This is a genomic window from Flavobacterium sp. (assembly GCF_044377315.1).
GTDB lineage: Bacteria > Bacteroidota > Bacteroidia > Flavobacteriales > Flavobacteriaceae > Flavobacterium.
In genome coordinates this window covers 22,786-45,049 of sequence record NZ_JBILJG010000021.1, presented here as the reverse complement: position 1 = coordinate 45,049, position 22,264 = coordinate 22,786, and the positions used below count along the sequence as shown (strand labels likewise).

Annotated in this window: 24 protein-coding genes; 18 read left to right on the top strand and 6 right to left on the bottom strand. The window is 30.1% G+C overall.

All coding sequences use genetic code 11. The features are described from left to right. The first annotated feature begins 46 nt into the window (after window positions 1-46). Window positions 47-604 (top strand): hypothetical protein, encoded by a 558-nt coding sequence (locus tag ACIQ66_RS08080; RefSeq protein ID WP_396212294.1) that lies wholly within the window; start codon window positions 47-49, stop codon window positions 602-604. Here the strand turns inward: ACIQ66_RS08080 and ACIQ66_RS08075 are convergent. Then, window positions 599-1,834, bottom strand: coding sequence for an MDR family MFS transporter (locus tag ACIQ66_RS08075; protein ID WP_396212293.1), 1,236 nt, complete (start codon window positions 1,832-1,834; stop codon window positions 599-601). The genes ACIQ66_RS08080 and ACIQ66_RS08075 overlap by 6 nt on opposite strands. Before the next feature lie 84 nt (window positions 1,835-1,918). Here ACIQ66_RS08075 and ACIQ66_RS08070 point away from each other — a divergent pair, with 84 nt between their 5' ends. The 9 genes from ACIQ66_RS08070 to rpsA all read left to right on the top strand — a co-directional run bounded on the left by ACIQ66_RS08070 (window position 1,919) and on the right by rpsA (window position 11,248). Beyond that, the gene (locus tag ACIQ66_RS08070) at window positions 1,919-2,521 is read left to right on the top strand and encodes a DUF1684 domain-containing protein (RefSeq protein WP_396212292.1); all 603 of its coding nucleotides are present in this window, start codon (window positions 1,919-1,921) and stop codon (window positions 2,519-2,521) included. Beyond that, window positions 2,521-3,174, top strand: coding sequence for a TatD family hydrolase (locus tag ACIQ66_RS08065; RefSeq protein WP_396212291.1), 654 nt, complete (start codon window positions 2,521-2,523; stop codon window positions 3,172-3,174). Before ACIQ66_RS08070 ends, ACIQ66_RS08065 begins: the two co-directional genes overlap by 1 nt. Window positions 3,175-3,182: 8 nt before the next feature. Beyond that, window positions 3,183-3,899: a ThiF family adenylyltransferase gene (locus ACIQ66_RS08060; protein ID WP_396212290.1), complete on the top strand. Its 717-nt coding sequence runs from the start codon at window positions 3,183-3,185 to the stop codon at window positions 3,897-3,899. A gap of 92 nt (window positions 3,900-3,991) precedes the next feature. Continuing rightward, on the top strand, window positions 3,992-4,897 hold the full coding sequence (locus ACIQ66_RS08055; protein ID WP_396212289.1) for a ribonuclease Z: 906 nt from the start codon (window positions 3,992-3,994) through the stop codon (window positions 4,895-4,897). 15 nt (window positions 4,898-4,912) lie between these two features. Next, window positions 4,913-5,557: a pyridoxamine 5'-phosphate oxidase gene (gene pdxH, locus ACIQ66_RS08050; protein WP_396212288.1), complete on the top strand. Its 645-nt coding sequence runs from the start codon at window positions 4,913-4,915 to the stop codon at window positions 5,555-5,557. A 351-nt stretch (window positions 5,558-5,908) separates the two neighbouring features. After that, window positions 5,909-6,934: a type IX secretion system protein PorQ gene (porQ, locus tag ACIQ66_RS08045; RefSeq protein WP_396212287.1), complete on the top strand. Its 1,026-nt coding sequence runs from the start codon at window positions 5,909-5,911 to the stop codon at window positions 6,932-6,934. A 193-nt stretch (window positions 6,935-7,127) separates the two neighbouring features. After that, window positions 7,128-7,817 carry a (d)CMP kinase gene (gene cmk, locus ACIQ66_RS08040; RefSeq protein ID WP_396212286.1) on the top strand — a complete coding sequence of 230 codons (690 nt, stop codon included), beginning with the start codon at window positions 7,128-7,130 and terminating at the stop codon, window positions 7,815-7,817. Window positions 7,818-7,954: 137 nt separating this feature from the next. Beyond that, a complete protein-coding gene (locus ACIQ66_RS08035; protein WP_396212285.1) occupies window positions 7,955-9,211 on the top strand; it encodes a nucleoside permease in 1,257 nt (418 codons plus the stop codon). A 264-nt stretch (window positions 9,212-9,475) separates the two neighbouring features. Further along, a complete protein-coding gene (rpsA, locus tag ACIQ66_RS08030) occupies window positions 9,476-11,248 on the top strand; it encodes a 30S ribosomal protein S1 (protein WP_396212284.1) in 1,773 nt (590 codons plus the stop codon). A gap of 239 nt (window positions 11,249-11,487) precedes the next feature. Here rpsA and ACIQ66_RS08025 read toward each other — a convergent pair whose 3' ends face one another. After that, window positions 11,488-12,150 (bottom strand): spermidine synthase, encoded by a 663-nt coding sequence (locus ACIQ66_RS08025; protein WP_396212283.1) that lies wholly within the window; start codon window positions 12,148-12,150, stop codon window positions 11,488-11,490. Window positions 12,151-12,206: 56 nt separating this feature from the next. Here ACIQ66_RS08025 and ACIQ66_RS08020 point away from each other — a divergent pair, with 56 nt between their 5' ends. The 6 genes from ACIQ66_RS08020 (at window position 12,207) to ACIQ66_RS07995 (ending at window position 17,073) form a co-directional block, all read left to right on the top strand. Further along, the gene (locus ACIQ66_RS08020) at window positions 12,207-12,758 is read left to right on the top strand and encodes a 1-acyl-sn-glycerol-3-phosphate acyltransferase (RefSeq protein WP_396212282.1); all 552 of its coding nucleotides are present in this window, start codon (window positions 12,207-12,209) and stop codon (window positions 12,756-12,758) included. A gap of 10 nt (window positions 12,759-12,768) precedes the next feature. Continuing rightward, window positions 12,769-13,908, top strand: coding sequence for a M14 metallopeptidase family protein (locus ACIQ66_RS08015; RefSeq protein WP_396212281.1), 1,140 nt, complete (start codon window positions 12,769-12,771; stop codon window positions 13,906-13,908). Between the two features lie 76 nt (window positions 13,909-13,984). Beyond that, window positions 13,985-14,464: an Lrp/AsnC family transcriptional regulator gene (locus ACIQ66_RS08010; protein ID WP_396212280.1), complete on the top strand. Its 480-nt coding sequence runs from the start codon at window positions 13,985-13,987 to the stop codon at window positions 14,462-14,464. Between the two features lie 260 nt (window positions 14,465-14,724). Continuing rightward, window positions 14,725-15,297, top strand: coding sequence for a Crp/Fnr family transcriptional regulator (locus ACIQ66_RS08005; protein ID WP_396212279.1), 573 nt, complete (start codon window positions 14,725-14,727; stop codon window positions 15,295-15,297). 74 nt (window positions 15,298-15,371) lie between these two features. Further along, window positions 15,372-16,139, top strand: coding sequence for an MBL fold metallo-hydrolase (locus ACIQ66_RS08000; protein ID WP_396212277.1), 768 nt, complete (start codon window positions 15,372-15,374; stop codon window positions 16,137-16,139). A gap of 415 nt (window positions 16,140-16,554) precedes the next feature. Next, entirely contained in the window at window positions 16,555-17,073 is a 519-nt protein-coding gene (locus ACIQ66_RS07995; RefSeq protein WP_396212276.1) for a DinB family protein, read from the top strand. Window positions 17,074-17,178: 105 nt separating this feature from the next. Here the strand turns inward: ACIQ66_RS07995 and ACIQ66_RS07990 are convergent, their stop codons facing one another. The 4 genes from ACIQ66_RS07990 to aroB form a co-directional block, all read right to left on the bottom strand. Next, window positions 17,179-17,595 (bottom strand): DNA primase, encoded by a 417-nt coding sequence (locus ACIQ66_RS07990; protein ID WP_396212275.1) that lies wholly within the window; start codon window positions 17,593-17,595, stop codon window positions 17,179-17,181. Between the two features lie 9 nt (window positions 17,596-17,604). Further along, window positions 17,605-18,579, bottom strand: coding sequence for a deoxyhypusine synthase family protein (locus tag ACIQ66_RS07985; RefSeq protein WP_396212274.1), 975 nt, complete (start codon window positions 18,577-18,579; stop codon window positions 17,605-17,607). A 79-nt stretch (window positions 18,580-18,658) separates the two neighbouring features. Then, a complete protein-coding gene (locus ACIQ66_RS07980; protein WP_396212273.1) occupies window positions 18,659-20,062 on the bottom strand; it encodes an arginine decarboxylase in 1,404 nt (467 codons plus the stop codon). A gap of 285 nt (window positions 20,063-20,347) precedes the next feature. After that, complete coding sequence (gene aroB / locus ACIQ66_RS07975; RefSeq protein WP_396212272.1) at window positions 20,348-21,409, bottom strand: 3-dehydroquinate synthase; 1,062 nt, start codon at window positions 21,407-21,409, stop codon at window positions 20,348-20,350. Window positions 21,410-21,561: 152 nt separating this feature from the next. Here aroB and ACIQ66_RS07970 point away from each other — a divergent pair, with 152 nt between their 5' ends. Together ACIQ66_RS07970 and ACIQ66_RS07965 are read left to right on the top strand one after the other, a co-directional pair. Then, the gene (locus tag ACIQ66_RS07970; RefSeq protein WP_396212271.1) at window positions 21,562-21,864 is read left to right on the top strand and encodes a TIGR03643 family protein; all 303 of its coding nucleotides are present in this window, start codon (window positions 21,562-21,564) and stop codon (window positions 21,862-21,864) included. A gap of 1 nt (window position 21,865) precedes the next feature. Further along, entirely contained in the window at window positions 21,866-22,264 is a 399-nt protein-coding gene (locus tag ACIQ66_RS07965) for a DUF2452 domain-containing protein (protein WP_396212270.1), read from the top strand.

Here is a 22,264-nt window from a genome sequence, read left to right as displayed (position 1 = left end):
AACTTATTTTAGTGAAATTTATGATTTTATAAAAATTGATTTACCTTTGAAAAAATACTTTAAACGATTGAAGACCTACAATAAAACCAATTTCCACAAGCACACTTTTTGTATTTTCAAAGAAGTTGATTTCATTGAAATACAAGATTTAAAATGCAATTACCAAAGTAAATCGGGAAGTAAATACTATTTTATAGAAGAAGGCGTTTACCGTTATTCAAATCATTGGGGACGTGCGGCCAATTGTAAATGGAGATTAATCAATGGCGATGTCAAATACAATAGAACAAAAATAGGTTTTGCAAAATGGACTGATTTTTATCCCCAAAATGATTTTGAAAAATTATATTTTATCGAAGTTGATTATCAAAATAAAACGGCTAATTTCTATCACAAACAAAGTGAGAATTTCAATAAAGATAAAGTAGTAAGAACATCGGTTGAAACTACTAAATTGCTTAAACAAATAAGAACTTTACTAGAAGAAACCGCTTGGGTAAAGCACTTAAATGTCGAAAATATTGAAAGTGCAAGAAAAGAAATAATTGAACAATTGATAACTACAAATCAATCATTTCAGGAAATAAGACGAAACTATCTATAAATCTGATTTTAGTAATTTTTCTTTCTCAACTAAACGCATAACCCAATATCCAGCGTAGGTTCCAATCACGCCTAAAATCCCCATGAAAAGCCAGTTCATTTGGTAGCCAAAAACAGCAACAATTCCCATTCCTATTTTGGCGCTCAAGACGTGTGCTGCACTAAAACTCATGGTGAAAATTGCCATATATCTTCCTTCGTGACCTTTGGGAGCACGACTCATTGCAAACGAATTAGAAAACGGAAAAGCAAACATTTCGGCAAAAGTCATAAACAACATCATGATAATCAATATTCCAGCCCAAAAGTTTAGCAACATCAAGAACATACTGATTGCCATCATAAAACATCCAATTGATACTATTTTTACTTTATCTAATTTAGTACGTTCGATATAACTAACAATTGGCATTTCTAAGAAAAAAATCAATACTCCATTTAAGGTAAGAAGTAAACCAGTTTGGAGTTCGTTCAAATCAAATTGTTTTTTGTGATATAATGGAATTGTGGTAAACAATTGAAAAAACAATACACCCGTAATCACACACATAAATAGGAAAATCCAAAACGGTTTGTCTTTAAAAACAGATTCTCTGCTGGCTTCTAAAAGTGCTTTTTCTTCTTTAGATTCGGTTGGTTTCTTTTTTTCTTTAACCAATAGCCAAAAGGTTAAAATGGCAATTATACAAGTTGCACCATCAGCCCAGAAAAGACCTTTATAACCAATATTCATAATAATTAATCCGCCCAAAGCTGGTCCGGCTGCGAACCCAAGATTGACTGCCAATCTAACTAAAGTTAATGCTCGCGTTCTGTTTTCGGGTTTTGCATACACATTTAACGATACAAACATGGCAGGACGAAACATATCGGCAACTACCATTATTAGAAAAATACTAATGCAAAGACCAATATAACTTGTAATGTATTGCAACCCAAAGAACATTAAACCGCTAACAAACAAACTGAAAATCATTATTTTATAAAATCCAATTTTATCTGATAATTTGCCGCCAAGCCATGAGCCAACCATTGATCCTAAACCAAAACATACCAGTATATTCCCAATTTGTGGTAAAGAAAAATGCAAATCATCGTTTAAATATTTCGACAAAAAAGGAAGCACCATTGTACCAGCTCGATTTATAAAAGTAACGAGCGTAAGTATCCATATTTCTCTTCTGAAACCTCTAAAATTGTCAATATATTTACGAAAAGCGTTTTTAATCATGGTTAGATTTGATGTTTTGCAAATGTAGAATTTATTACGTTGTGGCTTTACAACTTTTAAACTATTTTTGTAAAAATTAACAGCATGAAAAAACTACTTTTTATAATTAATTTTCTTTTCTTTTTAGGTGCAAATGCTCAAGAAAAATGGACTGAAGAATCTTCCAAGCTTTATCAAGAAAAATTAAATATAGAATATGCCACAGAGGGTAAAAGTCCATTAAGAGATGAAGATTTAGCTGTTTTTAAAAGTTTAGATTTCTTTCCAATAAATTCAAAATTTGCAGTTGAAGCTACATTTGTTAGAACTGAAAACGAAAAGGTTTTTAAAATGAAAACTTCTACGGCAAGACTTCCAGAATATGTAAAATATGGCGAATTTCATTTTATAATTGACAATGTAGTCTATAAATTAAATGTTTATCAAAATATTGATTTAACAAAGAAAGAAGGCTACGAAGATTATCTATTTCTGCCATTTTCAGATTTTACTTGTGGAAAAGAAAGCTACATTGGCGGAAGATATATCGATATGAAAATTCCTAAATCTGAAACTATTATTATTGATTTTAATACTGCCTACAATCCATATTGTGCTTATAATCACAAATATTCATGTCCGATTGTTCCATTAGAAAACGATTTGAATATTGAAATTAGAGCTGGTGTAAAAAAGTTTCATGACTAATGCAATTTATCAATCTTCATACTCATCAATTTACGAATGATTCAACTATTTTAGAAGTAGTTAATCAATATCCGTGGGAATTTGACCAATCAATTCCAACTTATTCTATTGGAATTCATCCTTGGTATGTTGACGAAAATAGATTAGAAAGCGATTTGAAATTGATTGATGAAAAACTAAAATTAAATGAATGTTTAGCTCTTGGCGAATGCGGATTAGACAAACGAATTGAAATACCACTTGAAATTCAAAAAGAAGTTTTTATAAAACAGATTTTAATAGCCGAAAAGCACCAAAAACCATTAATTTTGCATTGCGTTGCAGCATTTCAAGAAGTAATTGAAATTAAAAACCAATTGAAAGTTAAAGTTCCAATGATAATTCACGGATTTTCAAAAAATGAACAAGTAGCAAAACAAATAATTGATAACGGATTTTATATTTCATTTGGAAAGTATTTGATGCAAAAACCTGAATTAAAAAGTGTTTTTCAATCGATTCCGAATGATAGATTTTTTCTTGAAACGGATACTATTACTGAGCCTTTAACCGAAGTTTATCAATTAGCAGCAGATTACAAAAACATAAAATTAACCGAAATAATAGAAACTGTAAAAACCAATTTCACTACAGTTTTCAAATCTAATATCTAATATTATAAATGGCAAAGTGGCAAGAAAGAGCAGAACTCTTATTTAAAGAAGAAGGATTAACAAATTTAAAAAATTCAAATGTTTTAGTGGTTGGACTTGGCGGAGTTGGTTCATTTGCAGCCGAATTTTTAGCAAGAGCAGGCGTTGGCTCAATGACAATTGTTGATGGTGACACGGTTGATATTACTAACATTAACAGACAATTACCAGCATTGCATTCAACTGTCGGATTACCAAAAGTACATATTGTTGGAGACAGATTGATGGATATAAATCCTGAGTTGAAATTGATTCGTGTACAAGAATTTCTTTCTCCAGAACGAGCTTTTGAGATTGTATCAGAAGAGTTTAATTACGTTTTAGACTGCATCGACAGTGTTACACCAAAATTAAATTTGATTATCGCCGCCAAAAGAAAACGTGTAAAAATAATTTCATCAATGGGCGCTGGTGGAAAAATGGAAGCCTCTAAAGTAAAAGTTGCCGATATTACCAATACCGTAAATTGTATGTTTGCCAAAACCATAAGAAGAAGGTTAAAAGAACATAAAATTGACAAATTAAAAGTTGTTTTTTCTTCTGAAATTCAAGACGAAACAAGTTTGAAAATGACCGATGGTTCTAATTATAAAAAATCTTTTTACGGAACAAATAGCTATATGCCAGGACTTTTCGGGCTATATGCAGCAGAAACCGTGATTAGATATTTATTAAAAAAAGTTTAGAGGTTTAGGAGTTTAGAAGGTTAAAAGTAAAAACTTTAAATCTTTTTATAAACTATTAAACTTATAAACTACTAAACTTTTAAACTTAAAAAATGAAACTAACAATTTTAGGCTGTTATGCAGCTACACCAAGAACGTTTACCAATCCAACATCACAAGTTTTAGAAATACGAAACAGCTTATTTCTAATTGATTGCGGTGAAGGAACTCAAGTGCAATTGCGAAAAAACAAAGTGAAATTTTCAAAGATTAATCACATTTTTATTTCTCATTTGCATGGTGATCATTTTTATGGTTTAATTGGTTTGGTTTCAACATTTATGCTATTAGGCAGAACTACAGATTTGCATATTTATGGGCCAAAAGGAATTAAAGAAATCATATTATTACAATTGAAATTATCTAATTCTTGGACAAATTATGGTTTGTATTTTCATGAACTTGAATCAACCGAAAGTGAAGTGATTTATGAAGATGAAAAAGTGCTTGTAAAAACAATTCCACTTCAACATCGTGTTTATACTAATGGATTTTTATTTCAAGAAAAAATTGGAGATAGAAAGTTAAATATGGATGCTGTTAATGAATATGGAATTGAAAATTGCTACTATCAAAAGATAAAAAATGGAAAAAACATCACTTTAGATAACGGAACAGAAATTGAAAACGAGTTGCTAACTTTTGATCCAATTCCAACTAAAAATTACGCTTTTTGTTCAGACACTTCTTTTGATGAAAGCATTATTGCGATGATAAAAAATGTTGATATTTTATACCACGAATCCACTTTTTTAGACACCGAAGAAGCTTTAGCAAATAAAACAATGCATTCTACTGCTAAACAAGCAGCAACTATTGCAAAAGAAGCCAATGTAAAACAACTTTTATTAGGACATTATTCTACTAGATATGATTCAATAACTAAATTTGCAGAAGAAGCAACAACGATTTTTCCAAATGTGTTATTATCAGACGATGGAAAAACTTTTGAATTTTAATACATACTAAAAAAAATGGAAGATTTAAGCAATTACCGAAAATCATACGAAAAAAGCCAGTTGATTGAAACCGATATTCCTGATGATCCAATTAATCTTTTTCATAAATGGTTTTATGAAGTGGAAGATTTTGGCGGTGTTGATGAAGTAAATGCTATGACGGTTTCTACAATTGGTTTAGACGGTTTTCCTAAATCACGAGTTGTTTTACTTAAAAAATATAATGAAGAAGGTTTTATTTTTTACACCAACTATGATTCCGAAAAAGGAAAAGCAATAACAGCTAATCCCAATGTTTGTTTGTCTTTCTTTTGGCATAGCATGGAGCGACAAGTTATTATCAAAGGCATTACAGAAAAGTCTTCCACAATAATTTCAGATAATTATTTTGCCTCACGACCAGACGGAAGCAAATTAGGAGCAATAGTTTCTAACCAAAGTGAAGTTATTGAATCTCGAAAAATTCTTGAAAACAAATTAAAAGAATTAGAACGCCAATTTGAAGGTACACAAATTGAAAGACCATCCAATTGGGGCGGCTTTTTGGTGAGACCAATTCAAGTTGAATTTTGGCAAGGAAGACCAAACCGATTACATGACAGAATTAGATACACATTACAAGATAATTTTGATTGGAAAATTGAAAGATTAGCTCCATAAGTAAGTTTTTTACTTCAAATTAATTTTTTTTATGCATTTCATCGATTTTATTTTTATTTCATCGGATTTTGTTTTATGTTTGAACAACAATAATTTTATGTAATATATTGATTCAATGCTACAAAAGTTTCCCCCAAGTCACTTCAATGCTTTCCTACATTTCAATTTATTCAAAATTATTCAATGTTTTTAAAGTTTTAAAAACTTAAAATCAAAAGGATAGTACCCATAAGTACTATCCTTTTTTGTTTAAATATTTTTTTGCAAAAAATAAAATTACAATATGTCTTCTTAGCTTTAAAAATAATATCTTCGCATTTGCGTTATCATTACAGAAATGTGAAGCGATTTATGTCAAAAAAACAACTATTTTTAGTAATAATCTTTTATTCTTCTATCAGTTTTAGTCAAATTGGTGGTAAGTCAACCTATCAATTTCTTAATCTCATAAATTCTCCAAGGCAAGCTGCTTTGGGCGGAAAAATCATTACTATTTATGATTATGATGTAAACCAAGCCAATTTCAATCCGGCGACTATAAATCCCGAAATGGATAATAGATTATCACTAAATTATGGAAGCTATTTTGGCGAAGTTACATACGGAACTGCTTCTTATGCATATACTTACGACCGACATGTGCAAACATTTCAAGCTGGTGTAAACTATGTAAATTATGGCAATATTGACGGGTATGACGAACTTGGAAACCCGACAGCTTCATTTACAGGCAGTGAAATAGCACTTTCACTTGGTTACGCTTACAACGTTCCATTTACCGATTTGCATCTTGGGGCAAGTGCCAAATTAATATCATCAACTTTAGAAAGTTACCAATCTTATGGAGGTGCACTCGATTTAGGCGCAATATACATCGATGAAAAAAACGATATAAATTATGCGTTTGTTATTCGTAACCTTGGCACACAGTTTAAAGCATATAACGAAATCAATGAAAAATTGCCTTTAGAAATTATTGCCGGAATTTCACAAGAACTCGAAAATGTTCCTGTTCGTTGGCATTTAACATTAGAAAATCTTCAACAATGGAATTTGGCTTTTTCCAATCCAAATAGAGCACAAGGAACTTTAGATGGTCAAGTTATTGAAGAAGAAGTTTCATTTCTAAACAACGCTCTTCGTCATGTCATACTAGGAGCAGAGCTTATGCCAAAAAAAGGCTTCAATATTAGACTTGGTTATAATTTCCGACGAGCACAAGAGCTAAAACTTGAAGAACAGCGAAGTTTTTCAGGAATTTCTGTTGGATTTGGACTTAAAATGGGAAAATTAAAATTTGATTATTCACATTCTCGCTATACCTTAGCAGGCAATACAAGTTTATTCGGATTATCAATTAACTTTGCAGAACAATAGTCAGAAACATCACTTTGAGTATTTTTATAAACCATATTCCCGCTTTCCACAGTATCTCGCCTCATAAAAATGAGACGAGGATACTTGCTCCAAACGAAGTTCACTGAACTCCGATTAAAATAAAAGCAATGTGAAGTAATCGGGGTTATTTTCAATCTTTAGGCATTCTTTATAACTTATATTAATATAACTTTTGAAAAAAATTACAATCGCCATCGACGGATTTTCCTCAACAGGAAAAAGCACATTAGCTAAACAATTAGCCAAACATTTAGGTTACATTTATGTTGATACTGGCGCCATGTATCGTGCTGTAACATTATTTACTATGCAAAAAGGCTATATTTCAAATGAGTTTTTTAACAAAGAAACTTTAATAAATAGTTTACCGTTAATCAAGCTATATTTTCAATTCAATGCCGACTTGGGTTTTGCCGAAATGTATCTAAACGATGTCAATGTAGAAAAAGAAATCCGTACCATCGAAGTTTCCAATTTTGTTAGCAAAGTTGCCGAAGTTTCCGAGGTTCGTGCTAAATTAGTAGAACAACAAAAAGAAATGGGTAGAAACAAAGCCATTGTTATGGATGGACGTGACATAGGAACTGTAGTTTTTCCTGATGCCGAACTCAAAATTTTCATGACCGCAAGTGCTGAAACTAGAGCTCAACGTCGCTTTGATGAACTACAAGCCAAAGGCGATTCAGTTACCTATGAAGAAGTACTAAAAAACGTTCAAGACCGGGATTATATTGATACACATCGTGACGATTCTCCATTAGTGATAGCAGATGACGCCATCGAAATAGACAATTCCTATCTATCAAGAGAAGAGCAGTTTCAAGCTGTTTTAGAGTTGATTGAAGAAGTAATTAGTAATTAACGCCAATTTTGTCATTCTGACGAAGGAAGAATCTCAATTTATTTAAAAAATCTTTATTGTAAATGATTAAAACATTTGGAAATTTCAATATTAATGTTAGTTTTACAATCTATTTACATTAAAAATACGATTTCGTTATGAGTTTAAAATTTAGATTAACTCTTATGAGTTTTCTCCAATTTTTTGTTTGGGGAGCCTGGTTGATAACAATTGGTACCTATTGTTTAAGTTCTAAAGGATGGGGATTTCCTCAATTTGGAGCAATATTTTCAACATTAGCATTGTCATCATTGTTTATGCCTGCTATAACTGGAATTATAGCAGACAAATGGATTAATGCAGAAAAGTTATATGGAATACTACATATTTTATATGGAATTGTACTTTGTTACGTTCCACAAGTTAATGATCCAGATGTTTTATATTATGTGATTTTTGGGGCAATGATTTTTTATATGCCAACAATATCATTATCAAATTCAATAGGTTATACAATACTGAAAAGTAATAATTATGATGTAGTCAAAGTTTTTCCATCTATAAGAGTTTGGGGAACTATTGGTTTTATTGCTGCTATGTGGATTACAAACTTTACTCATAGTAATGTTAATGCTAATCAATTTTATATAGGAGCAGTGGTTGCTATTGGTTTAGGTTTTTATTCATTTACATTGCCAAAATGTCCGCCACAAAAAACAATTTCTAAAGATGCAGGGTTAATAGAACAATTGGGTTTAAATGCTTTCAAGCTTTTTGCAGATTCAAAAATGGCATTATTTTTTATATTTTCATTATTTCTTGGAGCTGCGTTACAGTTGACAAATATGTATGGTGATGCATTTTTATATGATTTTGCTAAAAATCCTGAATATGCAAAATCATTTGTAACTGAAAATTCAACTTTCATAATGTCGTTATCTCAAATTTCAGAAACAGTTTTTATTTTAACAATTCCTTTTTTTCTAAAACGTTTTGGTATTAAAAATGTAATGTTAATTTCTATGTTAGCTTGGGTTTTACGATTCGGATTTTTATCTTTCGGAAATCCATATGGTTTTGGATTAATATTGATATTAATGTCAAACATAGTTTATGGAATGGCATTTGATTTCTTTAATATATCAGGTTCGCTTTTCGTTGAAACAACTACAAATTCAAAAATTCGTTCTTCTGCTCAAGGATTGTTTATGATGATGACGAATGGTTTTGGAGCGTATCTTGGAAGTAAAGTATCTGGATTTGTTATTGGGAAATATTTTGTTCACGAAGGCGTTTCTGATTGGCATGGAATATGGCTTGCTTTTGCAGGTTATGCTTTAGTTGTTGCAGTTCTATTTGCTATTTTCTTCAAACACAAGCACAATCCTGATGAAGTGTCTAATGTGAGTAATTAAAAAAATAAATTTTTAATAAAATACAAACCTGATAGTTGTTCAAATTATCAGGTTTTCTTATTTTAAAAATAAAACTCTTTGTTCTATTTTATATACTCTATTTTCTTTCTAATTTATTTTGTAATTAATAAATTATGATTACTTTTGCAGTCCAAAATGCAGAGTAGAGTTTCGTTTGGAAATCAATTATTTAAGTAAAAACACTTTTGTTTTTCTATCGCTTAAAGAAACTCATGAAAAACAAAATACAAATTTTTTATCAGCATGTCTGAATTAAACAAAGAACAACAAGATTTTTTAGCAGGTTTTAACTGGCACAACTACTCAGAAGGTATTGATGCAGTAGATGAAAAAAACTTACAAGAGTTTGAAGATTTAGTATCTAAAACTTTTATTTCTACTGACCAAGAAGAAGTAGTAGAAGGTGTAGTAGTTAGAATTACTGAAAGAGACGCGATTGTTGACATTAACGCAAAATCGGAAGGTGTAATTTCACTTAACGAATTTCGTTACAATCCAAACTTAAAAGTTGGAGACAAAGTAGAAGTATTAATCGACATCCGTGAGGATAAAACAGGTCAATTAGTATTATCTCACAGAAAAGCAAGAACTATCAAATCATGGGATAGAGTTATTTCTGCTAACGAAACTGGAGAAATTGTTCAAGGTTTTGTTAAATGTAGAACTAAAGGTGGTATGATTGTAGATGTTTTCGGAATTGAAGCATTCTTACCAGGTTCACAAATTGATGTGAAACCAATCCGTGATTACGATGTATATGTAAACAAAATGATGGAATTCAAAGTGGTAAAAATTAACCACGAATTCAAAAACGTTGTAGTTTCTCATAAAGCGCTTATTGAAGCAGATATCGAAGTTCAGAAAAAAGAAATTATCGGTCAATTACAAAAAGGACAAGTATTAGAAGGTGTTGTTAAAAACATTACTTCTTATGGTGTGTTCATTGACTTAGGTGGTGTTGATGGATTAATCCATATTACTGACCTTTCTTGGTCTAGAATCAATCACCCAAGTGAAGTTCTTGAATTAGATCAAAAATTAAATGTTGTAATCCTTGATTTTGATGATGAGAAAACAAGAATACAATTAGGTTTAAAACAATTAAACGCTCACCCATGGGATGCTCTTGGAACTGACTTAAAAGTTGGTGACAAAGTGAAAGGTAAAGTAGTAGTTATCGCTGATTACGGTGCTTTCATTGAAGTTGCTGAAGGTGTTGAAGGTTTAATTCACGTTTCTGAAATGTCTTGGTCAACTCACTTAAGAAGTGCTCAAGATTTTGTAAAAGTAGGTGATGAAGTAGAAGCTGTTGTTTTAACTTTAGATAGAGATGACCGTAAAATGTCATTAGGTATCAAACAAATGACACAAGATCCATGGACAGACATTACAGCTAAATATCCAGTAGGTTCTAAACATACAGGAACTGTAAGAAACTTTACAAACTTTGGTATTTTCGTAGAATTAGAAGAAGGAATTGATGGATTAATTTACATCTCTGACTTATCTTGGACTAAGAAAATCAAACATCCATCTGAATTTGTAAACGTTGGTGAAAAATTAGATGTTGTAGTATTAGAATTAGATGTTGATGGACGTAAATTATCTTTAGGTCACAAACAAACTACTGCTAATCCATGGGATCAATATGAAGATTCTTTCGCTGTAGGAACTATCCATAATGGTGAAATTTCTGAAATCGTTGACAAAGGTGCTACTGTTGAATTTGGTGATGATATCGTTGCTTTTATTCCAACTCGTCACTTAGAAAAAGAAGACGGTAAAAAATTGAAAAAAGGCGATACTGCTGATTTCAAAGTTATCGAATTCAACAAAGAATTCAAAAGAGTTGTAGCTTCTCACACAGCTATCTTCCGTGAAGAAGAAGAAAAAGTGGTAAAAGTTGCTGCAGAAACTGCATCAACTAATGCTCCTGCTCAAACTCTTGGAGATAACAACGAAATCCTTGCTGGTCTTAAAGCCAAAATGGAAAAAGAAAAGAAAGAGAAAAAATAATTTCTCTCGATTTTATAAACAAAAAGCTCTGCAGAAATGTAGAGCTTTTTTTTTGTAAAACTATTTTTTAAACATAAAACCTTTTTATCAAAATAACCTTTTGTTTTCACTTTTGTAGAAAAGAAATACAAAATCAAAACCACAATCGATAAGAAAACATAGCCTTAATACTAACTAATCTTTTTTAAGAAAGTTATATTGGATACTAATCATAAGTAGTTTCCTTAAAATCGATTTCATTATTTAAGTTTTTTTATCGTAAACAATTCATTGTGATTTTCAACTTTTGGATACATTCGTAAGGAATAATTTCCGCCAAATTTCTTTTTATAATCAACGTTTCTAATTCTATCTTTTTCATAAATAACCATTGTGTTAAATAGGATAAAACCGTTTATTTTTAGCAAAGAATTTACGTGATTAATAAAATAGTCTTCAAATAAAAAATTAGGCATTTTTGTATCTTGAAAAATATCTATTACAATCAAATCATACTTTTCTTTGGTTTTTAAAACAAATTCAAATGCATCATCAACAACCAATTCTAAATTCTTTATTTCATTCAACTTAAAGTATTTATTCGCAATTTCAACAACTTGAGCATCAATTTCAATACCTGTTATTTTTCCTTTAAATTTTATTTCGTCAACAATCGTTTTTATAACACTTCCGCCTGCAACGCCTAGAATCAAGATGTCTTCAAATTTTTTAATGCGTTCAAAACCAATATATTTCAATCCTTTTCTCAATATTCGTTGCAAACTTCCATACGAATAATTAGTATTTTTTGAATCCAAAACCAATTCGCCGTTATTCCAAGTAACTTCTAAGGTGTTACTTATAGCTGAGTTTTTTTTGTGAACATTAATCGGAATAAAATAACTGAAAAATTTGGCGAACATAAATATGAATGTCAATAATTATATAATATATGCTAAATTTACAGAAAATATTTCAAATGAAAAAACGACTCTATACATTTATTTTTTACAAACTTATGGGCTGGAAATTGATAAATACAATTCCACCAAGTATAAAAAAATGTATTGTTATTGTAATTCCGCATACAAGCAACTTAGATTTTTTTATAGCATTATTAGTCAGAGGAATTATGGATATTCAAATTAATTTTGTTGGCAAAAAAGAACTATTTGTTTTTCCATTTGGCTATTATTTTAGAGCTGTTGGTGGAGCACCATTAGATAGAAGCGGTGGAAAAAACAATGTTGATGCTACTGCAGAAGTTTTTGAAAAACACGAAACATTTCGTTTGTCATTATCACCCGAAGGAACTAGAAAAAAAGTTACCGAACTTCGCACCGGATTTTATTATATAGCACTAAAAGCAAATGTTCCAATTGTTCCAGTTGCATTTGATTTTGGAAAAAAAGAAGTTAAAATTGGAGAGCCATTTAAGGTTACTGGCAGTTATGAAGAAGATATGAAGCAAATTTTACCATTCTATAAAGGGGTTATTGGTAAAATTCCAGAAAGAAGTTTTCAAGTTTAAAAAAATGATAATGAATTATATAGAATTACATAAAGAATACAAAGCCAATTCACTTTTTGGACGGTATATTACATTAAATGATATTGAACCACTTTTATCAAATTTCTCAACAGAAATAATAGGAAAATCAGTTTTAGGAAAGCCAATTTATAAATATATAGTCGGATATGGAAAAACTAAAGTTTTCATGTGGTCACAAATGCATGGAAACGAAAGTACAACAACAAAAGCTTTATTTGATTTTTTCAATATACTTCATTCGCAAGAAGAAATAGGAGGGAAGTTACTTCAAGAATTTACCTTTTGTTTTCTTCCGATGGTAAATCCAGATGGAGCTGAACTCTATACTCGTGAAAATGCAAATATGGTTGATTTAAATAGAGATTCAGTCGATTTATCACAACCTGAAAGTCAATTACTTCGTAAAACTTTTGAGGATTTTAATCCTGATTTTTGCTACAATCTTCATGATCAAAGAACCATTTTTGGAGCAGGAACTTCTGGAAATGTAGCAACCGTTTCTTTTTTAGCACCATCTTTCAATGAAAATCGTGATGTAAATGAAGTTCGTTCCAAAGCCATGAATGTTATTGTGGCAATGAATGAAGAGTTGCAAAAACATATTCCTAATCAAGTTGGACGATTTGACGACGGCTTTAACATCAATTGCATTGGCGATATGTTAACTTTTTTAAATGTGCCAACAATTCTATTTGAAGCGGGTCATTATCAAGATGATTATTATAGAGAATATACTCGTAAAATGATCTTTATTGCTTTAATTTCTGGATTGAAGCATATCTGCGAAAACGATGTAGTTCACAACGAAATCGAGAAATATTTATTAATTTCTCAAAATAATATCGTTTTTTATGATTTTATTTATAAAAACATCAAAATAAATTATGATGGTAAAGAAATAATTACGAATTTTGCGGCACAATACAATGAAGAGCTAATTGATGAAAAAATCCAATTGAACGCTTATATAGCTGAAATTGGAGAATTGAAAGGGAAATTTGGTCATGTTATGTATAACGCACACAAAATGTTATATTCTGATAATGACGAAAATATTCCGAAATTAAATCAAAAAGCTAATTTTTGTTTAGGAAAAAATATAAAATTTGTTAATGGTTTGAAAAAATAACACTATTTTTTGATTTTTACTAAATAAAATACATTAATTTGTAGTGTAAAAGTAATAATAATATAAAATACTAGTTATGAGTAAGTTTCGTTTAGATGAGGTAGATCACCAAATCCTTGATATGTTAATTGATAACACAAGAATACCATTTACAGATATCGCAAAAAAATTATTAATTTCTGCAGGAACTGTTCATGTAAGAGTAAAAAAATTGGAAGATGCTGGAATCATTATGGGTTCTTCATTGACATTAGATTATGAAAAGTTAGGATATTCTTTCATTGCTTACGTTGGTGTTTTCTTGAATAATACTTCACAAACTAAATTTGTTTTAGAGAGAATTAACGAAATTCCTTTCGTAACTGTAGCTCATGTAACTACAGGTAAATTCAATATTTTCTGTAAAATTAGAGCTAAAGATACCAAACATGCTAAAGATGTAATCTTCATGATTGATGATATCGAGGGTGTTTACAGAACAGAAACGATGATTTCTCTAGAGGAAAGTATCAACGATAAAAAACGTTTAATGCACACCATTTTCAAAGACATTTAATTTTTTTTTATTGAAAAGCAATTTATACATACCTCAAGTTTTTTTCTTGAGGTTTTTTTTGTTGAAAATCTATAGGAAAAAGTACAAAATTTTAGAAATATACAAAAATTAGTAATGCGTTCACTTATTGAAAATACAAATGCTATATTGAGGTTTTTATTAATTATTTTATTTTGTATAAATTTTAAACTTGCAACTTTAAATATATAAGTTTTGATACATTTTTACTAAATGAACCTATAAAAAATACGAACTTAAAAATGAAAGAAGCAGACAAATTATCTTTATTTTTTAGCAATGAATTTCCTTTTAATAAAGACGGTTTAGAAGAATTTGTAAATACTTTTGTAACTAAATCATATAAAAAGGGAGAAGTCATTTTAGAAAATGGAACTATTGAAAATCAACTTCGCTTTTTAGACCAAGGCATTATTAGGGAATATTATGCAACCAATGACAAGGAAAAAAATATTAATTTTTACACCAATTCAAATTTTATTACCGATTTTTCCTCATTTACAAATTCTACTGCAACAAGAAAGTATCAAGAATGTTTGACCGATTTAGATTTGAGAGTGTTATCCAAAGAAAAATTCTTGATTTTTACCGACCAATATAAATGTGGCAAACTATTTATTGAAACTATTTTCCAAAGAATTGTTGTTAATAAAGAAACTGAAGAATTTAACCATTTTGTAAATACTGCAGAAGAATTGTATCTCGATATTATGAAAAATAAACCTGATTGGTTACTTGAAATTCCACAATATCATATCGCTTCTTATTTGGGAATTACACCAGAAACATTGAGCAGAATTAGAAAAAGAATTTAATTTCTTGATTTGAATCAATGAAATCTATTTTAGTATTGGGCAACTTTGTGCTTTCAATTTAAAACTATTTAATAATGAAAGTACACCATTTAAGAAACGCCACTTTAGTAATAGAATCTGGAGATAATTTCATATTAGTTGATCCAATGCTTGGAAAAAAAGGAACGGCTGGACCAACTTTTACACTTTTCCGATTCAAACCACAACGAAATCCTATTGTAGATTTACCAAACAATGCAATGGATATTGTTGAAAAAACTACACATTGTTTACTAACGCATTTGCATCCAGACCATTTGGACAAAGAAGCGGAGCATTTTCTTCGTCTTAAACAAATTCCTGTTATTTGTAGTATAAAAGATGAAGCTACATTAAGAAAAAAAGGGTTAAACGTTTCCCAAACGGTTGAATATTGGAAAGAAAACCCTTTTTTAGGTGGAAAAATTCAAGGAATTCCTGCAGTTCATGGATACGGATTTGTAGCAAAACCAATGGGAAATGTAATGGGATTTCACATAGAATTAACTAATGAAAAATCAATCTATTTAAGTGCAGATACCATTTATACTGATGATGTTCACAAAGTTTTGACACAATTAAAACCTGAAATAGCTGTTGTCGCTTGTGGAACAGCTCAATTGGATATTTTTCAACCTTTGTTAATGCGAATGGATGACATATTAAATTTCGTAAAAAACGCACCAAACCAAGTTATCGCTAACCATTTGGAGGCTGTAAATCATTGCCCTACGACAAGAAAACAATTAAGTAGCGAAGTTTCAAAAATTGGACTTTCGGAAAAGGTTTTTATTCCAAATGATGGAGAAACCATGGTATATTAATTAAACTGCTGTTAATCTGAAAATTAAACTAAAATTAAAAAAAAATAATTTGAACTTTCAAATATAAAAACAGCAATTTTGCAGCCAAAATTTCCGTTTTATGGAAAGTTTCCAACGATTTTCAAATAACAAGAAAGCAAGTTTATTTTAAATTGACTTAAATTATAAATGAGAAAATAAACCCCTCTACTTTTTTGTTTCCGTTTTTCAGTTTATTCTTGATAAGTAAGCTTACTAATTTTTTTTTACCACATTTCAAAATACGAAAATTAATTCGAAAACTACTAAAATAGTACCATAATCAGTATAATAAATTTCGGTTTTAAGGAATTAATTTAAAGTTTGTTTTGTACTTTTGATTTTCAGTGCCTACTAGAAATTTACTGACATATCAAATCATTTACTAAATAATAAAATGAAATCAACCCAACTAAACTCCAACGAATACGCGCCATTTTATGCAAGCTACGTCGCACAAGTTTCTGATGAATATACTTTGCAAGAAGAATTAGAAATTTCTTTGCATCGTTATATCAAATTTGTGCAAGACATTCCGATGGATAAATTTGACTATAGTTATGCTGAAGGAAAATGGACTATTAAGGATATTATTCAGCACACTATTGATGCCGAAAGAGTTTTTGCCTACAGAGCTTTACGTTTTGCTAGAAATGACAAAACCGAATTGCCAGGATATGAAGAAGATGATTTTGCCAACGAAGCTAAAGGAAATAAAAGAAGCATTATGGAATTGTTAACTGAGTTTTCGGCAGTTCGTCATGCAACTTTGTTATTATTTAAATCTTTTAATGAAGAACAGCTTTTGAGAGTTGGTTATGCTAATAACAATCTAATGTCAGTTAGAGCTTTAGGATTTATAATTATTGGTCATCAGAATCATCATCAAAGAGTTTTTGAAGAAAGATATTTTTAAGAAAATTCCAAAAGACAAAAGACAAATTCCAAAATTTGATCCTTAAAAAAAATCCCAAACTCCATAAATTTGGAATTTGGGATTTTAAATATTGGAATTTAAAATTTATTCTTCGTCGTCATCGTCGTCAAAGTTGTCTGATGGTTCGTCGTCATTGTCATCATCATCGTCGTCACCATCGTCAGAACCGCCTTTGTCTTTTAGTAAATCTTCTTCAACATCGTCATCATCACCAGAAGCATCTTCATCGTCATCAAGACCTGCAACAGGAATAATAGGTTCTATTACTGAATCCAAATCGTCTTCTTCATCAAATTTCTCCATTCTGCTTGCCAATTTAGTACTTACTTTCACTAAATAAATAGTGTCTTCAGTTCTTACTTCAACAGCTTCAACAAGTTCGTTTTGAGCATTTCTGAAACGGATAATATCACTATCGTCATATCCTTCAGGAAATTTATCAACTAGTAGGTTTAAAATATCGCCAGTTAGCTTAGCATAATCAACAATAACTCTTCTCATAAATGTATTTTATTGGTCTAATAAATAAGCAAAAATTAATGGAGCAACGATAGTGGCATCCGACTCAATGATGAATTTTGGAGTATGAATATCTAATTTACCCCAAGTTATTTTTTCGTTTGGAACAGCTCCTGAGTATGAACCATAACTAGTTGTTGAATCTGATATTTGGCAAAAATAACTCCAAAAAGGAATGTCATGCATTTCCATATCTTGGTACAACATGGGAACTACACAAATAGGAAAATCTCCAGCTATTCCACCACCAATTTGGAAGAATCCAACACCTTTTCCCACAGAATTTTTTGGATACCAATCGGCTAACCACATCATATATTCAATTCCGCTCTTCATTGTAGTAGGTTTAAATTCTCCTTTGATGCAATAAGAAGCAAAAATATTACCCATTGTACTGTCTTCCCAACCTGGAACTACAATTGGAAGGTTTTTTTCTGCTGCAGCAACCATCCAAGAATCTTTTGGATCAATTTCGTAGTATTGTTCTAAAACACCTGAATTTATCATTTGATACATAAATTCATGTGGAAAATAACGTTCCCCTTTTGAATCAGCATTGTTCCAAATGTCAAATAAGTGTGATTGTAATCTTCTAAACGCTTCTTCTTCAGGAATACAAGTATCGGTAACTCTATTGTAGTGATTTTCTAATAAATCCCATTCTTCTTGTGGAGATAAATCTCTGTAGTTTGGAACTCTTTTGTATGAATTATGAGCAACTAAATTCATAATATCTTCTTCAAGATTTGCTCCAGTACATGAAATAATGTGTACTTTATCTTGACGAATCATTTCTGCTAACGATTTTCCTAACTCGGCAGTACTCATGGCGCCAGCCAAAGTAATCATCATTTTTCCGTTTTCTAGTAAATGTTGCTCATATCCTTTAGCAGCATCGACTAAAGCAGCTGAATTAAAATGAAGATAATGCTTCTCAATAAACTGACTTATTGGTCCTTTGCTCATATTTTTAGTATATAGTTTGTGTTTACAGTTTGCTTATCAAAGAAAATCTTTTTTTCTAAAACTTCAAACTGTTTTTTTATTATTTTTTTGTGTAACCTAAAATTTTCAATACTTCGTCAGCTGTTTGTTGTTCAGAGAAAACTTCGGTTGCAATAATTCCGTTTTTATCTCTGTCAATTAATATATGTTTTGGTTGTGGAATTAAACAGTGATGTAATCCTCCAAAACCCCCAATTGTTTCCTGATATGCACCAGTATTGAAAAATCCGATGTATAATGGTTTTTCTTTATTGTATTTCGGTAAATAAATCGCATTCATATTTTGCTCAGAATTGTAATAATCATCACTGTCACATGTCATTCCGCCAAGCAAAACTCTTTCATAAGTGTCATTCCATCTATTTACTGCAAGCATAATAAATCGTTTGTTAATTGCCCATGTATCAGGTAAAGTAGTTATAAAAGATGAGTCAATCATGTTCCATGCTTCTCTATCATTTTGTTGCTTTTGATATAAAACTTGATAAATTGCTCCACCAGATTCACCTACTGTAAACGAACCAAATTCAGTAAAAATATTAGGAACATCGACTTCGGCCTCTTCACACGCAATTTTAATTTGATTTATGATTTCATCAATCATGTATTGATAATCATATTCAAATGCCAATGAGTTTTTGATTGGAAATCCACCACCAATATTTAAACCATCAAGCGTTGGACATTCTTTTTTTAGTGCAATGTATACTTTAATACATTTTACTAATTCATTCCAATAATAGGCTGTGTCGTTAATTCCTGTATTGATAAAGAAGTGAAGCATTTTCAACTCCAAATTATCATTTTCTTGAATTTGTTTTTTGTAAAACTGAACTATGTTTTTATATCCAATTCCTAAACGAGAAGTATAGAACTCAAATTTTGGTTCTTCTTCGGCAGCAATTCTGATTCCGATTTTGAATTTCCCTTTAATTTCCGCTTGTAACAAATCTAATTCCTCATAATTATCAATTATTGGAATTGTATTTTTATGACCATTATTGATTAATCGAGCAATGTTTGTAACATACTGATCTCTTTTGAAACCATTACAAATAACATAAGTGCTTTTATTGATTTTACCATTTTCAAGTAAATTTTCAACAATATTAATATCAAATGCTGACGATGTTTCAATGTGAATATCATTCTTGAAAGCCTCATTCATAATGTATTTAAAATGAGAACTTTTTGTACAATAACAATAGTAGTATTTAGCTTCATAATTGTTTTTTTCCATAGCATTTCTAAACCAATTTTTGGCTCTTTTAATGTTATTGGAAATTTGAGGTAAATATGTAAATTTTAAAGGTGTACCATATTGTTCTACCAATTTCATCAAATCGATATTATGAAATTGAAGCGCGCTTTCTTTGTTTAAAGTAAATTCTTCTTGAGGAAAATAGTAAGTTTGATTTATTAAGTCGAAATATTTAGTGTTCATTAGCGTTTGGTTTGTTTAGATTAATAATAAAACGGAATTAATCTAATTCTCAAACCCTAATATTGGCATAAACTATAGGAAGTTTTTCGGTTTCAGATTTTATCATCTCTAAAAACAATCCCAAAATGGTTCTAATAGAGGTCAAAAAAGCAACACACAATACTTGAAATCCAGTATTGGTTTTTAGCGTGAAAGTACTATTAGTAGTAGTGTTGTTGTTTTTTATCATCAGGGCAAATGTAAAAAAATAAAATAACCGAATTGCAATAATTTTTATAAAAAATATTATGATTTATAATCTTTAAAGCTATTAATAATCAATTCATTTTCAACAGATTGATTTATAATGATTTTTCCAATACCATTTATTAATGCAAATTGAACTTTTCCGTACTCGTTTTTCTTATCGTGAATGAGTAAATTTTGAATAGAAATTATGTCTTCATCACTAAAATTATGTAATTCATAAATAGTAGAAATGGTGTATTTAATTTGATGAAATTCTTCATTAGAAAGTAATCCTTTTTCTTTTGAAATGTAACTTTCTAAAATCATTCCAATTGCAATAGCTTCTCCATGCAAAAGCGGTGTTTCCGATTCTAAAAAATGACTTTCAATTGCGTGTCCAAGAGTGTGACCAAAATTTAATGCTTTCCTTATGCCATTTTCTGTAGGATCTTGCTTTACAATTTCGTTTTTGATTTGTATAGAACGATAAATTAATGTATCAAAATCGGCAAAATCAAATTTAGATATATCTTGAAATTCTTTCCAATATTTTTTGTCATAAATCAAGCCGTGTTTAAGCATTTCTGCTAATCCTGAACGCATTTCTCTTTGAGATAAAGTTTCTAAAAAATCAGTATCAATCAATAACATTTGAGGCACATTAATTACACCTATTTGGTTTTTTAAGTTTCCTAAATCAACACCGTTTTTACCTCCTAAAGACGCGTCAACCATTCCTAATAAAGTAGTTGGAACGTTTATGAAATCAATTCCTCTTTTGAAAGTAGAAGCAATAAATCCACCAATATCTGTTATAACGCCGCCGCCTAGGTTAATGATTACACTTTTTCTATCGGCTCTAAGTTCAGATAATATTGACCAAATTTCAACACAAGTTTTGATGTTTTTTATTTCTTCACCAGCTTCGATTTCTATGATTTCAATTGAAATCTCAGTTGCTAAACTTGGTAAAAATTTTGACAAACAATGCTCATTAGTATGTTCATCAACAAGAATGAAAATTGAAGAATAATTGTTTTGAATTATAATCTGGTTGATTTCATCATATCCTTTTTCATTAAAATAAATAGAATATCCGTTGGCTTCAATTGATTGCATACTAATTTGTAAATTTTGAACAAAAATAGAGATATTATTTTATCCATTTAAACTTTAACAATAACTTATTTTTTCGTTAAAATTATTCTTGCTTAAAACGAAATGATTACTTTTGTTTAATTAAAACACATAAACATTAAACAAAATTAAATTTGAAACCGATAATTGCAACCCAAGAAAAAGAAAATTTATCTGATATCCAGATTGATAGAATCATCGAAATGGCATGGGAAGACCGTACTCCATTTGATGCAATAAAGTTTCAATTTGGTTTAGCCGAAGCCGATGTAAAAGCTTTAATGAAAAAAGAATTAAAATTTAGTAGTTATAAATTGTGGCGTGAACGAGTTGAAAATTGCAAAACCAAGCATGTAGCGAAAAGAGTTGAAGGCATTGATCGATTTAAATGCAATCTTCAACGTTCAATTTCAAATAATAAAATTTCTAAAAGATAAAATGGAAAGTAAAAAACCTGATAATGTAGTTTTTTCAGAAAGCGAAGGTTACAATGCCAGCTTGTTGTCTTATTCTACAAGTGTTGGTGCGCCAGTTATCAAAATGGATGATGTTGTATCATGGAAAAGTAGAGGAATAAGCAATGTGAATAAGGAGTTTGAAAATAAGTTTAACGAGCTTAAAATTCAATATGAAAAATTGATGCAAGAATTCGAATGGAACGAATTGGTTTACAACTCTAAATTCTCTTTTGAGCCAGTTATTGGTGAAATATATCATTTGTATGCCAACAATGACGGAACAAATTCTCTTTCGTTAATTGCTCCAAACGAATGGAATAGAGAACATATTGGAACTTTTAAATTGAATAGCGAAAAAAAATGGGTTCATCTAGCATAA

What these genes read in the sequence shown, in the direction of transcription:
- ACIQ66_RS08075 (WP_396212293.1), bottom strand. Translation starts at nt 1,834, where the DNA reads ATGATTAAAAACGCTTTTCGTAAATATATTGACAATTTTAGAGGTTTC.
- ACIQ66_RS08070 (WP_396212292.1), top strand. Translation starts at nt 1,919, where the DNA reads ATGAAAAAACTACTTTTTATAATTAATTTTCTTTTCTTTTTAGGTGCA.
- ACIQ66_RS08065 (WP_396212291.1), top strand. Translation starts at nt 2,521, where the DNA reads ATGCAATTTATCAATCTTCATACTCATCAATTTACGAATGATTCAACT.
- ACIQ66_RS08060 (WP_396212290.1), top strand. Translation starts at nt 3,183, where the DNA reads ATGGCAAAGTGGCAAGAAAGAGCAGAACTCTTATTTAAAGAAGAAGGA.
- ACIQ66_RS08055 (WP_396212289.1), top strand. Translation starts at nt 3,992, where the DNA reads ATGAAACTAACAATTTTAGGCTGTTATGCAGCTACACCAAGAACGTTT.
- pdxH (WP_396212288.1), top strand. Translation starts at nt 4,913, where the DNA reads ATGGAAGATTTAAGCAATTACCGAAAATCATACGAAAAAAGCCAGTTG.
- porQ (WP_396212287.1), top strand. Translation starts at nt 5,909, where the DNA reads ATGTCAAAAAAACAACTATTTTTAGTAATAATCTTTTATTCTTCTATC.
- ACIQ66_RS08035 (WP_396212285.1), top strand. Translation starts at nt 7,955, where the DNA reads ATGAGTTTAAAATTTAGATTAACTCTTATGAGTTTTCTCCAATTTTTT.
- rpsA (WP_396212284.1), top strand. Translation starts at nt 9,476, where the DNA reads ATGTCTGAATTAAACAAAGAACAACAAGATTTTTTAGCAGGTTTTAAC.
- ACIQ66_RS08025 (WP_396212283.1), bottom strand. Translation starts at nt 12,150, where the DNA reads ATGTTCGCCAAATTTTTCAGTTATTTTATTCCGATTAATGTTCACAAA.
- ACIQ66_RS08020 (WP_396212282.1), top strand. Translation starts at nt 12,207, where the DNA reads ATGAAAAAACGACTCTATACATTTATTTTTTACAAACTTATGGGCTGG.
- ACIQ66_RS08015 (WP_396212281.1), top strand. Translation starts at nt 12,769, where the DNA reads ATGAATTATATAGAATTACATAAAGAATACAAAGCCAATTCACTTTTT.
- ACIQ66_RS08010 (WP_396212280.1), top strand. Translation starts at nt 13,985, where the DNA reads ATGAGTAAGTTTCGTTTAGATGAGGTAGATCACCAAATCCTTGATATG.
- ACIQ66_RS08005 (WP_396212279.1), top strand. Translation starts at nt 14,725, where the DNA reads ATGAAAGAAGCAGACAAATTATCTTTATTTTTTAGCAATGAATTTCCT.
- ACIQ66_RS08000 (WP_396212277.1), top strand. Translation starts at nt 15,372, where the DNA reads ATGAAAGTACACCATTTAAGAAACGCCACTTTAGTAATAGAATCTGGA.
- ACIQ66_RS07995 (WP_396212276.1), top strand. Translation starts at nt 16,555, where the DNA reads ATGAAATCAACCCAACTAAACTCCAACGAATACGCGCCATTTTATGCA.
- ACIQ66_RS07990 (WP_396212275.1), bottom strand. Translation starts at nt 17,595, where the DNA reads ATGAGAAGAGTTATTGTTGATTATGCTAAGCTAACTGGCGATATTTTA.
- ACIQ66_RS07985 (WP_396212274.1), bottom strand. Translation starts at nt 18,579, where the DNA reads ATGAGCAAAGGACCAATAAGTCAGTTTATTGAGAAGCATTATCTTCAT.
- ACIQ66_RS07980 (WP_396212273.1), bottom strand. Translation starts at nt 20,062, where the DNA reads ATGAACACTAAATATTTCGACTTAATAAATCAAACTTACTATTTTCCT.
- aroB (WP_396212272.1), bottom strand. Translation starts at nt 21,409, where the DNA reads ATGCAATCAATTGAAGCCAACGGATATTCTATTTATTTTAATGAAAAA.
- ACIQ66_RS07965 (WP_396212270.1), top strand. Translation starts at nt 21,866, where the DNA reads ATGGAAAGTAAAAAACCTGATAATGTAGTTTTTTCAGAAAGCGAAGGT.